The sequence below is a fragment of the Chryseobacterium soli genome, from assembly GCF_000737705.1.
Lineage (GTDB): Bacteria > Bacteroidota > Bacteroidia > Flavobacteriales > Weeksellaceae > Chryseobacterium > Chryseobacterium soli.
The window spans coordinates 28,519-43,292 of the sequence record NZ_JPRH01000009.1 but is presented as its reverse complement, the minus strand read 5'-3'; the positions used below and the strand labels follow the sequence as shown (position 1 = coordinate 43,292).

The following is a 14,774-nucleotide window of genomic DNA, read 5'->3' as shown; positions in this document are numbered from 1 at the left end:
CAAACAGAATTTCGCGGGATTTTTTATGTAAAATTTTGACTTTTAATGTTTAAATTTGCTGCCCCTTATAATAATACATGAAAAAACTTCTACTCGCTATCTGCACTTTCCTTTGTCTGTTAGTTAATGCACAATTAGATACTGAACACTGGTTTGCTCCAATGTCTGCAAGTTCTCTTCAGGGAAGCGCAGAATGTTACTTATATTTGTCTACCAATGAAACAGTAGCCTTTCCCGTACAGATTTATAACAACAATACTTTATTTTCTACCGTACAGGTAAGCAAGGGAAACCCGGTACAAGTGACCATTCCCAACAACTTCATGGTGGCTTCTACGCTGTCGAATCTGTTTAATGCCAGACCGATGGGACTAAATGTAAAAGGAAATAAAAAATTCTTTGCCAACTTCAGGTTTGCCGTTCCCAATCAGGCTGAAATTATAACTTCAAAAGGATTAGCCGCTATCGGAAAAAACTTTTTCGTAGGAGTGGCTCCCAATACAACGGCAAAACCATATGTCAACTCAACCATTGGTGTTATTGCGACAGAAGACAATACTACGGTAACACTATCAGGATACAATCCCAATGTTGTTTTCTCTGATGGTATTTCGGCTCCTACCAGAACATTCACTCTTAATAAGGGTAAATCATATATCATCGAAGCACAGAGTGACCTGGCTCCAAGCAATTTAAACGGACTCGTAGGAGCCAAAATTGTGGCCAATAAACCCATCTCTGTAACCAATGGAAATTTCAACAGTATTTATACGACTCAAAACAACAGCAATGTAGATGTCCTGATGGATCAGGCTGTTCCTGTAGACCGTTTAGGAAAAGACTTTGTGATGGTAAAAGGAAACGGCCCGGCGAATTCAGGAATGGAAGCTGCTCTGGTTGTTGCGACCGTAAACAATACCAAACTTACTGTAAACGGAAACCTTTTGAATAATGTTACCATGAATGCAGGCCAATACTATATTGTACAGGGTACCAACTATATCAACCAGGGAAACAGTAACTATAATATGAGCATCTCCGCTACTAATAATGTATATGTCTATCAGCTTCTGGCAGGAACTTCCGGAAGTACGGTATATGCAACCGGAGGAATGAACTTTATTCCCCCATTGAGCTGTTTTCTGCCAAAGGAAATTAATGAAATAGGAATTATTAATAAAATCGGGGCTACCAGTTATGATACTAAACTTAATATCATCACCCAGGCAGGTGCGGCTGTAACCTTAAACGGAAACCCGATTCCTGCCGCAAGCGGACCTTATCCTGTAACGGGAAATGCTGGATGGGTAACGTATTCTATCCTGAATATCACAGGAAATGTAACGGTGAACTCTACAAAACCTGTAACCGCAGGGATAGCAGCCGGAAACGGTGCAGTAGGCTACGGCGGGTATTTCGCAGGGTTTTCTTCGGTACCGGCGATTACAAAATCTGGAGATTGCTATGCCGGGATAATTCTTCAGGTAGACAGCAATTATGATGCATATCAATGGTATTTTAATGGGGTTGCAATTCCAGGGGCAACTTCTTATTCTATCAATCCTGAGCTTTACGGTGCGGGAACTTATACCTGTTACATTACAAAAAATAACTGTGAGTCCAGAATGACTACAGAATACGAGTATACGCTATGTCCGCCTATATCTACGACAACCTATAATATCGGTTCTTGTAATACTAAAGTAATCACTCCTGTATTTACTAATTCAACACAGGCTATTGTTCCTTCTTTTACAAGTATTATTTCGCAGCCTACGAATGGAACAGCAGTAGTAAATCCAACAACAGGACAGATCACTTATACTCCTAACCCGGGGCTTACTGCAGATACAACGGATACATTTATCTATTATATTCAGGGGAATGGAAATCCTGCAGCATTTGAATATTTCAAAATTATCATAAATACGGATGTGCTTCAGGTAACGAATGCGACTTTATCGTCTTGTACCACCAACAATGGAAATGGAACTTTCAACCTCACTACAGCCAACGTTACTCCTGATCTGGGTACGACAGTTACTTATTTCACGAACGCCAATCTAACCGGGCAGATTGCAAATCCGGCTGCTTATACGGGACCAACGGGTATTATTTATGCCAATGTAACGTCGGCCGCAGGATGTTCTAAAACGGCTCAGATCACTTTAACGGCGAATCCTTCTCCGAACATCAACACTAGTAATTTCAATGCGGATATTTGTGATGATAATTTCGATGGAATTATCAGTGTTAACTTTGCAACTGTTACTCCTCAGATTGTTACCAATGCAGGGAACTTTACGGTTAAATACTATCTTAGCCAGGCAGATGCCACTGCAGGAAATAACAACACGCTTCCTGTTAACTGGACGTATACTGCCAATACAACTGTGTATGTCCGAGTGTCGGCTAATTCCGGTGACTGCCCCACTGTTTTTGGTCAGATCAATTTTAAGATTGGAAATAAAATCCCATTACTCACTGGTACTGCCAACATGAACATCTGTGACAGTAATCTCAACGGTTCTGAAAATGTAAATCTTAACGATTATAAGAATTTATTCACAACAGATCCTGCGGTAATTTTATCATTCTATACAACATTGGCCAATGCGCAAAGCGGAACCAATCCTATAGCAGCTACGCAGCTTATTACTTCAGTAAGCACGTATTATATCAGATTTCAAAGTCCTGCCGGATGTCCTAATACAGGTGTTTTAATTCTTACTTTAAAATCTCCCAAGAAATCAGAAAAACTGCACGATCAGGTAATCTGTTCAAATGAGCATGTAATATTGGATGCCGGTCCGGGATTCTCATCATATTTGTGGAGCAACGGGGCAACCACGCAGACTATTAGTGCTGGAGCTGGAAATTATTATGTAGATTTAGGTTTTAACGGATGTATTTACCGTCAGAATGTAAGTGTAACTACCGCTCAGGCTCCTACCATTACAAGAATAGATGTAGTAGGATCAACAGCCACTGTGTATGCTACAGGAGGTACCCCTCCTTATCAATACTCTTTAAACGGAATCGATTATCAGACTTCGAATGTTTTCATAGGACTTAACAGAGGAATCCACAATGTATACGTTCTGGGAGCCGATGGATGTCTTCCTGTAACGAAAGAGTTTTTAGTAATCAATCTTGTGAATGCCATTACTCCGAATGGGGATGGAATTAATGACGTTCTTAACTATTCTGATCTGAAAATAAAACAGGATGTAAGCATAGAAGTTGCAGACCGATATGGAGCACAGGTATACAAGTCTGCTGACCGAACTTACAGCTGGGATGGAAAGGTCGCGGGAAGAAACCTTCCAACCGGAACTTATTGGTATGTAATAAAATGGATTGAACCAGACACCAAATTACCAGTTTCATATTCAGGATGGCTTTTAATTAAAAATCGCGAATAATTTTTATGTTTTGTTTACATTTTATTAACAATATCTCAAATATTATTTTAATTTTGTAGAAATCCTAATTCCCACCACATGAAAAGATTTCTACTCAGTTTAGTATTAGTTTTTTTTACAATTAATACCCTCTTTGCACAAAGAGATACGGAGCACTGGTTTGCGCCAATGGCTGCAAATGCATCTGCGCTCTCCAGTCCCCAGCAGGCATTATATTTTTCTACAGACTCGTTAATACCTTTCCCGGTAGAGATCTATAGTAATGGTTTGTTACTGGGAACAGTTACAATCACAAAGGGCGATCCTAAAGTATTTCCGATTCCTACCACGAATATGATAACTTCTACCACCAGTGAAAAATTCACATCGGTAGGCAAAGGGCTTTACACTAAAGGGCCGAAACCTTATTTTGTAAACTTCAGATTTAGTGTTTTGAGCCACGGAGAGATATTAACTTCTAAAGGTAAAGCAGGAATTGGAAAGAAATTTTATGCTGCGGCAACTCCAATGACAGGACAAACCCTTACTTATCTGAATTTTACAGCGGGAATTCTGGCAACAGAGGATAATACTACAGTAACCGTTTCAGGATATGATCCAGGTGTTCAGTTTTCTAATGGTACTACCGGAGCCACCAACCCAACGATGACCTTTACTCTTAATAAAGGAAAATCATACATTATTGAGGGATTGCAAAATAATGGTACCAATGCTACAGGTTTTATCGGCGCAAAAATAGAATCTGATAAGCCTATTTCTGTAACCAATGGAAACTTTAACGGCCAGTTTGCCCTTCCGCAAATTAACGGAAGTGGTTCAGATATCGTGATGGACCAGTCTGTACCTACAGACCGATTAGGAAATGAATTTGTTCTTGTAAAAGGAAACGGACTTATTACCGACGGTGTAGAAGATGCACTGATAATCGCAACAGAAAACAATACGGAAGTATTTGTAAACGGCGGAGGTACTGCTGCCGCGACCCTTAATGAAGGACAATGGTACCGCGTAAGCGCAGGTCCTAACGGCACATTTGTAAATAAATACATTGATCAGGGAAATGGGCACTATAATATGCACATCAAAACAACGAAAAATGTATATGTATATCAGCTTCTGGCAGGTATTGACAATTATACTGCTACAGAAGGGTATAACTATGTTCCCCCTTTGAACTGCTTCCTGCCAAGGAAGATTGATGAAATTGCAATGGTAAATATTCTACCTCCTACCACCAATACCGTAAAATTAAATATTCTTACTGAAGCAGGAGCTACCGTTATGGTAAACAATGGACCACTGCCTGCAACACAGGGACCATATCCTGTTACAGGAACTACTGCATGGGTATCTTATTCTGTTCCCAATATAACAGGAAATGTTACCGTTACCTCTACAAAAGCAGTTACTGCTGGAATCGCCGGTGGAAGTGGGGCTGTAGGATACGGTGGGTATTTTGCAGGATTCTCTTCTATTCCCGTTATTGCAAAACAAACCGGAGAATGTGTTCCAGGTATTATCCTTGAAGTGGATGACAGCTACGAGACCTACCAATGGTACCTGAACGGAACCATTATCACCGGAGCAGTAAGCAATACCTACACCCCGACACAAGCCGGAAACTATACGGTAAAAGTAACGATGGGAAGCTGCCCGCCGGTTACGACACCAATTTATAAAGTGTTTACCTGCTTAAAACAGACTACACAGACCTTGAATGCGTGTTCTACCAAAGTAATTACAGCAGCATTCACATCCTCTTCACAAACTCCGGTTCCGGGTACGCTGGTTATCATTACACAGCCTACGCATGGAACTGCAACTCTTAACTCAAACGGAACCATTACTTACGTTCCAACTCCTGGATATCTGGGACCTGATAAGATTGTTTACAAATTCTGTGGGAATGCCGCTGAATTTATAGACTGCGAACAGATCACATTAAATCTTACCGTTGTTCCTTTTGTTGTAACGGATGTATCTATCACAGCCTGTCAATATGATGTAGATCCTTATGCTTATTTTGATCTTACGACAGCTAATGTTACCACTTACAATCCGGTAGTGAAAAAGTATTACCGTACGCTGGCTGATCTTCTTGCCGGTGCCAATGAAATTACTAATCCTGCAAGTTATCCTTCAACAGGCGGAACTGTTTATGTAAAAGTAACGACCAACGAAGGATGTACAGCGAATGCTAAAATTACCCTTACTGCACTTCCAATTAAGAAATCTCCTGTTCTGGTTGATCAATATATTTGTATTGACAGCAGAACAAATCTTGACGCTGGTCCCGGCTACGATTCTTACCGATGGAGCACTGGAGCAACCACTTCAGTTATCAATAATGTACCGGTAGGTGAATATTGGGTAATGCTCGGAAAAAATGGATGCATCCTGAAACAAATTGTGAGAGTAAAAAAGACAGATGATCCGGTAATCGCTCAAATTGAAATTTCTAACAATACGGCAACAGTAATCGTAAATGGCGGAAAACCACCTTATAAATATTCCGTAGACGGAACTTCTGCATGGCAGGATTCTAATGTATTCACCGGTCTTTCAAGAGGCCAGCATACATTCTATGTGAAAGATGCTTACGATTGTACGCCTGTTTCTGTTGAAATTACAGTTCCTAATTTATTAAATGCCATTACTCCAAATGGTGATAATAAAAATGACTATATAGATTACAGCGAATTATCTTATAAGGAAAACCTCAGCTTCGTAGTATATGACAGATATGGTAATAAGATATTTACCGGAGATAAGTTCAATAACTACAAATGGGACGGAAAGCATTATGATAAAAAACTGGTTACCGGAACCTATTGGTACCACATTAACTGGAATGAGCCTAATAAAGCAAAAACTCCAATAAAATACACCGGTTGGATTCTTGTGAAAAACAGAGAATAACAGTACAACTAAATAGTAAGCCACGATTTTAAAATCGTGGCTTTTTTATTGTTTCATTACTATTTTTTTATAAATATTTTCAATTTATAAAGATTATTCCGTTATTTTTGCAGAAATCCTAATTCCATTTAAATGAAAAAATTTTTACTCACGTTTGCATTGATTGTCTCGGCAATTAATGTCCTCTTTGCACAAAGAGACACAGACCACTGGTTTGCTCCGATGTCAGCCAGATCAACAAACATTCTCAGCCCGCAGCAGGCTTTATATTTCTCAACAGATTCTGTTACACCATTTCCGGTAACCATCTACAGCAATAACACTGTAATTGGAACTGTAACGATCAGCAAAGGAAATCCGCAGACTTTTACCATTCCTCTGACGAATATGATCGCCAGCAGTACCGGCGAACTTTTTACGCCCGGAACGAAAGGACTGTATACGAAAGGAACAAAACCATATTTTGCAACCTTCAGATTTTCTGTAAGCAGCCACGGTGAAATCTTAACCTCTAAAGGAAAAGCCGGAATCGGTACAAAATTTTATGCCGTCGTATCTCCTATCCTGAATCCTATTAATGCATTAAACTTTACAACGGGAATTTTAGCGACTGAAGACAATACTAAGGTAACGGTTTCCAACTATTCTCCTGATGTAGTATTTACCAATGGCTGGACCGGTGTTACCAATCCCACGCTGACGTTCACTTTAAATAAAGGACAGTCTTATATCATTGAGGGGACCGGAGATCAGTTAGGAAATAAAGAAGGTTTTATCGGGGCAAAAATAGTCTCCGACAAACCTATTTCTGTTACCAACGGAAACTTTAACGGTCAGTTTGCCATTATTCCCGCCGGTGGCTTTTTCGATGGATCTGATATTGTAATGGACCAGTCGGTACCTACAGACAGACTTGGAAACGAATTTGTTGTGGTAAAAGGAAACGGAGACATCAGCGAAAGAATGGAGGATGCCCTGATTGTCGCAACGGAAGATGGGACACAGGTATTCATCAACAACTCCACCACTCCGGTTGTTACTCTGAATGAAGGGAAAAGCTACAGGGTCAATAAAGATTTCAACACCAATTATATCAATCAGGGGAACAACCACTATAATATGTACATTAAGACATCCAAGAATGTCTATGTATATCAATTATTAGCAGGGGTTGCCACTAGTAATGCCACCATTGGATTTAATTATATTCCACCTTTGAATTGTTATCTTCCAAGAAAAATTGACGAGATAGGAATGATTAATATCCTTCCTCCAACAGTCAATACCGTAAAATTAAATATTCTTACCGAAACCGGAGCGACAGTTACGGTCAACGGAATACAGCCTCCTGCTGCACAAGGACCTTACTCTGTAACAGGAACTACTAATTGGGTATCGTACTCTGTGCCCAATGTTACCGGAAATGTAACGATTACTTCTACAAAAGCGGTAACCGCAGGTATTTCCGGAGGAAGTGGTGTGGTAGGATATGGAGGATATTTCGCGGGATTCTCATCCATTCCGGTTATTGCAAAACAAACGGGAGACTGTATTCCTGGAATCATTCTGGAAGTAGATGACAGCTTTGAATCTTACCAATGGTTCAGAAATAATACCTCTATTCCCGGTGCTACAAATAATACCTACACTCCAACCCAGTCAGGAAATTATACCGTACAAATTACAGTAGGAACATGCCCACCGATATTTACTCCGGTGTATAAAGTATTTACATGTCTTCAGCAAACCGTTAAAAATGAGACAGTGTGTGACGGCGTTAAAATGATCGTACCGGAATTCACTACCTCTACTCAGGTTGTGGTACCGGGAACGGTAACCATTGTAACTCCGCCTGCTAACGGAACGGCCACTATAGATCCAACTACTGGAGTAATAAGCTACGCCCCTACTTTCGGATATTTAGGCCCAGACAAAATCGTTTACAGATTCTGTGGAAACAACCCTGATTTTACCGACTGTGAGGAAATAACGTTGAACTTAACCATATCTGAAAGCCCTATTGTAACAAATGCAATTTTAAGATCCTGCTTCATAGAAGCCAATCCTGCTACGGCTTTATTTAATCTTACTAATGCTACCGTTACCGGACAACCGGGCGTCACTAAGAAATACTATCCGTCTCCTACTGATGCCATCAACGGAACCAACGAAATTACAAATCCAACGGCTTATGTTGCTCCCAATGGCGTGGCATATGTAAAAATATCAAATGCAAATGGCTGTTACAGGATAGCAGAAGTAACCCTGGTTGTATTACCACCTGTAAAATCGGCTGTATTAGTGGATAAAATCATATGTATTGAAGACAAAACAACATTGGATGCGGGACCTGGATTCAATGGCTATGAATGGAGCACAGGAGCTACCACCCAATCGATCAATAATGTAGGAGTAGGAACCTATTGGGTAAAACTGAAAACCGGTGAATGTATCACGACACAGACTGTGAAAGTATACGCTTCGGAACAGCCTGTAGTTTCAACAATTGATATTGCTGGCAACACGATTACAGTGTATGCTGTTGGTGGTACCGCTCCTTATCAGTACTCTCTGGATAATATCAATTGGCAGACTTCTAATATTTTCACTGATGTAGCGAGAGGTAACGCTATTGTATACGTAAAAGATGCTTACGACTGTGAACCTATACAGGTAGAAGTTACCATTCCTAATCTGATTAATGTAATTACTCCAAATGATGACGGAGTAAATGATGCGATAGATTATTCTGCATTGGCACACAAAAATAACCTGATATTTAATATTTTCGACCGCTATGGAAGTAAAATTCATCAGGCAGATAAATCCAACGGATACAAATGGAACGGAACCACCAATGGAAGAAGAGTTCCTACCGGAAATTACTGGTATGAAATCGGCTGGACTGAGCCTAACAGCAAGCAGACAGCGATAAAATATACGGGCTGGATCTTAGTTAAAAACAGACAATAATTTATTCAAAATAAACTTCTTTACGCCACGATTTTAAAATCGTGGCTTTTTTATTACTTTTTCAACTAATTAATACATTTTATTATTAAATTTGTGACAAATACCAGTACTGAATGAAGAAAATTCTATCTTTTTTACTTATATTTTATATTTTCACCTCTGCCTTTGCACAATTAGACAGGGAACATTGGTTTGCTCCTATGGTAGACCGGACGGGCAATCCAAATCCTTATCAGAAATTATACCTATCCACCAATAGAACCACTCCTTTCCCGGTAAGCATTTACAATAATAATGTATTGATCGGAACTGTCACCATCAGTAAGAATAATCCTCAAAAATTTGATGTTCTCCGGGAATATATTATTACGACTCTTCAGACAGATTTATTTACACCTACCACAAAAGGATTGTATCTGAAAGCAGAATTTCCCTTTTATGCCAACTTAAGATTTTCAGTGTTTAATCATGCTGAAATTATTACTTCTAAAGGGATACCTTCTACCGGAAAAAACTTTTATGCAGCCAATGCCCCTATAACCGTCAGTAATCTGATTCTCAATTTCATGACGAGTGTACTGGCCACTGAAGACAATACAACAGTTACCGTATCAGGATATAAGCCTACAGTTCAGTTTTCTAACGGGACCACTGGAGCAACCAATCCCACCATGACTTTCAGTTTAAATAAAGGTCAATCCTATATCATCGACGGCAGCGGAACCATTGCCGGAAATTCTGACGGATTTATCGGGGCAAAAATTACCTCCAATAAAGCCGTCAACATTACCAATGGAAACTTTAACGGACAGTATGCCGGAAATTATGCTTCAAGCTCAGATATTTTAATGGATCAGGCAGTTCCCGTAGAAAGACTGGGAAGTGAGTTTGCCCTGGTAAAAGGAAATGGAAGCATCGGAGCCAATATGGAAGGAGCTCTTATCATCGCAACAGAAGATAATACCCAGATTTTTTTAAATAATGAAATTCCGCCTATTGCCACCCTTAATACAGGGCAGTATTACGTGGTTCCGGATACAAAATATCAGCTTCAGGGAGGAGGACATTATAATTTATATATCAGAACTACAAAAAACGCCTATGTCTATCAGGTCCTCGCCGGAGACTCAGCGACGGGTAATGAAGTAGCCACCGGAGGGTTTAATTTTATCCCTGCACTCAACTGCTATCTTCCCAAACAGATCAACGAACTGGGTTTCATTGATGAAAATTTTGTTCATTCCAATAATAACCCTTCGGGAATTCTTAATATTCCTACCAAACTTAATCTTATTACCCAAAGAGGTGCTGTGGTTACCGTCAACGGAGCTACCCCTCCCGCAATAACAGGTCCTTACAGTATGACCGGAACTACAAATTGGGTGACCTATGGAATTCCCAATGTAACCGGAACAATTACTGTAGTTTCAGATAAGGCTATTACTGCAGGCATCAATGCAGGAAGTGATGCTGTAGGGTATGGCGGATTTTTTGCAGGGTTTCCAACACAGCCGGTTATTTTAAAATCAGGAGGAGATTGTGTTCCCGGAATTGTACTGACGGTAGATCCTATCATTTATGACAGCTATCAGTGGTATAGAAACGGAAACCTGATTGTCGGAGCAACCAATCCATCTTATACTCCTGTAGACTCAGGGTTTTATACCTGCTCTGTAACTATGGGAAGTTGTGCACCATTGGTGACCGAACAATTTAAAGTACTGAACTGTATGAAACAAACGGCTGCAGTTTACAGCCTCTGTACTTCACAAACCATAACCCCTACATTCAGCAGCTCTGCGCAAACTCCTGTTCCTGCTACGGTTGCTATTGTTACAGCTCCCACTTTAGGAACGGCAACGATAAATCCTGTAACAGGAATTATCACATATACAGTCAATACTCCCGGAACAACAGGAACAGATACTTTTACGTATACATTCTGCGGAAACGATCCTATTTTCACCGATTGCGAAACGGTGACCGTAACCATCAATATTCAGGCTTTGATAGTCAACAATGCTACATTACATGCCTGTAACATCAATGGGCAGGGAACATTTAACCTCACTACAGCCAATCTTACGAATAATTCACCGGTCACCATAACGTACTATCCTACTCTTACCGATGCGCAGACAGAAAATCCCGCTGCTCTTATTACTTCCGCCAATGCATATACTGCTCCCAATGGAACGATTGTGTATGCTGTGGTAAAAAATAATATCGGCTGTAAAAGCATTGTCCAGATTACCCTCAGTCTCTATAATCTTGCTATTGTTCTCGACAACTATACCGGTGTTTTCTGCGATGATAATTTTGATGGAACTGTTACCGTGTTATTATCCAACATTACTCCTTTTGTTCTTAATAATCCCGGTTATTTTACCAATGTAAGATACTATGCAAGTTTGGCAGATGCCAATGCAGGAAATGCCAATACTCTTCCCAATAGTTGGAGCTATACTGCAGCAACCACAATTTATATAAGAGTAGATTCTCCTGATGGCTGCGCAACCGTTGTCAAGCCTTTACAATTTACCATCGGAGCAAAAATACCGTTGATAAAAAAATTGGCCACAATAAGCTTATGTGACGAAGATCTGGATGGAACAAAACTGATCAACCTGGGAGCATACATCCCTCAGTTTACAACAGACCCGAATGTTCTCTACACCTTCTATGCAACCCAGGCAGATGCTCAGAATAACGTAAGCCCCATCACCGGTACAGTGAGTGTTACCGGAACTCAAACTTTTTATATCAGATTTGAAAAAGCCGGAGTCTGTCCCGAAGTAGGTTCAATTACTATTATTATTAAAGCACCTAAGAAATCTGATATTCTCGTAGATCAGATCATTTGTGCCAAGACCAAAACTACCCTGGATGCAGGACCCGGATTCGAAAGTTATCTCTGGAGTACCGGAGCTACTTCTTCCTCTATCTCTAATATTGGCGTTGGAAATTATTGGGTAGACCTTACATTCAATGGTTGTGTGTACAGACAGTATGTTAACGTTATAGAATCTCCGGTACCTTTAATCACCTCTATAGAAATTAATGGTTCTACCGTAACGATTGGTGTCAACGGAGGCACACCGCCTTATGAATATTCTTTAGACGGAATCACGTGGCAGAATTCCAATATTTTCACCAATGTAGCAACAGGAAGCCACATCATCCATGTAAGAGATGCTAAAAGATGTGATGAAACCACAAGACCTTTTGTTATTATTAATCTTATCAATACCATTACTCCAAATGGAGACGGGTACAATGATGATATCGACTATTCCGCTCTGATGACCAATAATAACCTGGAGTTCAGAATCTTCGACCGTTATGGTGCAGAAGTTTTCAGAGGCAGTCCTACGAACCGGTATATCTGGAACGGAACTATGGGTGGAAGACCTGTATCCACCGCTACCTACTGGTATTTTATCAGCTGGACAGAGTATGGCTCTACGACCTCTGTGAAGTACACCAGCTGGCTTCTGGTAAAACACAGATAAACCCCTGTCTAAAGGAATGATATTTGCTTCTTTTGTATTAAAAAGAAATTTATAACATTCATTAACAGTTTTACCGTAAAGTTTAATATAATTTTAACCAGTTTTCTCAACTTTACCCGGTATAAATTGCTGTATTTCTACGTAATTTTGCCCCATTATATGAAGAAGCTAATTACTCTAGTGCTGTTGGTTTTTTTGGTGAAAATCAGCGCCCAAACATACTCCGGAGAAGTATTTCTAAGGGACAATTCTGTTTTATATCTCAATCAGGTATATGTCACGAATCTAAATACCCAGAAAACCGTTCTTACCGATTATAACGGCGATTTTAATATCCCGGCCAATCCAGGAGATGTGATCCGGTTTACCTCTATCGTTACCGAAAGAAAGGATGTGAAGCTTACCCCTCAAATGTTTGGACAGAAAAATCTAACTGAACTAAAAGTAGCTTATTATGAAATTCAGGAAATTGTCATCAACCGGTTTAAACCTACCGGAAACCTACGGTATGATGTAAACTCCTTAAGAAAAGAAGATAAAGCACTTGCATTAAAAAAGGTGATTGGATTGCCGGAACCTAAAGGAAACGGATTACCTCCGGAACTTCCGATTGCTGGGTTAAGAGACGGAGGTCTTACCTTCAGCCTGGAAAGCATTTATGATATGCTTTCGGGAGAAAGAAAGAAAAAACAACGGTATGTTGCCTATGAAAGAATGAGCAGCTCTGTAACCGATATTAAAAATTACCTTGGAAAAGATTATTTCCTGAGACTTAAAATCCCTGAAAACCTGATTGATAATTTCCTTCAGTTTGTGTATACTTCAGAGAATATTCAGCCTTACATATTGGCCGGTAACTATGAAGCTATAAAAATTCCGATTGAAAAATATATGCCTATCTACCAGAAAAGGCTTAAGAACTCTCACCTTCAGGAAGTTATAAATTAAGATCATCAGCAGGATATTAAAAAAAATGTATCGTATAATAATTTTATAGTATACATTTTTTTTTGTTCATAAATATGCCTAAATTTATGTCACAATCACGTGTTTAAAATAAAAATAATATTATTCCGTTATCCTTTTTAAAGACTAATTGCATAGAACACAAATTAAGAAAACTCCAATTTTCAATTTAATATGTATTAATGAAAAAATTAATTTTATTCCTTAGTTTGATTCTCTCCTTCACTATGTCTGCCCAGAAAAAAGGGAAAGACTACAGCAATATATTGAAAAGTAAGAGTATTTACGAAATCAATGCCTTTTTAAGGGATGCTCACCCGGATGATCCCCGACGATCCGTTTTAAAACCCAGAGTCATGGAAATGATGAAGGAATATATCAAGAATGCTCATCCTGCCGATCAAAAAGTAAAGGATATGCAGGAAATGCTCGCGTTGCTCAGAAGAAGACCTTCTACCAAAATCAGTTTTGATGAAATGAATGCGATTATCAAGCAAAAACAAATCGCCAAATACAAAGCTGAACTCGCGGCAAAGCAATCCACCGTAGTCTATACACCAAGCAACTCTCAAAATACATTTGTAGTAAATCCTACAGCCAATTCGGCAGTACCGGATGCAGAAGCAGAGGAGTTTAATATGCTGATGGCTGTCTCTCCCGTTGAGCATAAAAACAAAACAGTGAAAATATTGAATTCCCTGTTTGATAATGATCCTATGAGCAAAGAATGCATCGTCCTTATTGAAAATAAATCAGACTGTAATATTATCGTAAGAATGGAAAGTGTCGGCACCATCAAATACCGACTTGCCGTTCCGGCTCATAATGAAAGCTCAATCGTAATAGAAAAAGGAAGTTACCTCTTTACCAGTCTTGTGTGCGGTGCTCAATACGCTTCCCAGAAAACAATTGAAAGACCCATCATGGTTTCTTTAGGGAGCTCTCCAGCAAAGTAATCTATAAAATGAATATAATCATT

General features: G+C 39.6%; 6 protein-coding genes. All 6 read left to right on the top strand.

The genetic code is table 11. The features are described from left to right. Positions 1–77 precede the first annotated feature (77 nt). The 6 genes from IW15_RS17930 (at position 78) to IW15_RS17905 (ending at position 14,751) form a co-directional block, all read left to right on the top strand. Positions 78–3,425, top strand: coding sequence for a T9SS type B sorting domain-containing protein (locus IW15_RS17930; protein ID WP_034714207.1), 3,348 nt, complete (start codon positions 78–80; stop codon positions 3,423–3,425). Between the two features lie 78 nt (positions 3,426–3,503). Continuing rightward, positions 3,504–6,344, top strand: a complete 2,841-nt coding sequence (locus IW15_RS17925) for a T9SS C-terminal target domain-containing protein (RefSeq protein WP_034714205.1) — start codon at positions 3,504–3,506, stop codon at positions 6,342–6,344. A 132-nt stretch (positions 6,345–6,476) separates the two neighbouring features. Beyond that, positions 6,477–9,317, top strand: a complete 2,841-nt coding sequence (locus tag IW15_RS17920) for a T9SS type B sorting domain-containing protein (RefSeq protein ID WP_034714203.1) — start codon at positions 6,477–6,479, stop codon at positions 9,315–9,317. Between the two features lie 113 nt (positions 9,318–9,430). Continuing rightward, positions 9,431–12,829 carry a T9SS type B sorting domain-containing protein gene (locus tag IW15_RS17915; RefSeq protein WP_034714200.1) on the top strand — a complete coding sequence of 1,133 codons (3,399 nt, stop codon included), beginning with the start codon at positions 9,431–9,433 and terminating at the stop codon, positions 12,827–12,829. A 159-nt stretch (positions 12,830–12,988) separates the two neighbouring features. Further along, positions 12,989–13,777 (top strand): hypothetical protein, encoded by a 789-nt coding sequence (locus IW15_RS17910; RefSeq protein WP_084681480.1) that lies wholly within the window; start codon positions 12,989–12,991, stop codon positions 13,775–13,777. A 200-nt stretch (positions 13,778–13,977) separates the two neighbouring features. Next, positions 13,978–14,751 carry a DUF6759 domain-containing protein gene (locus tag IW15_RS17905; protein ID WP_034714198.1) on the top strand — a complete coding sequence of 258 codons (774 nt, stop codon included), beginning with the start codon at positions 13,978–13,980 and terminating at the stop codon, positions 14,749–14,751. Positions 14,752–14,774 lie beyond the last annotated feature (23 nt).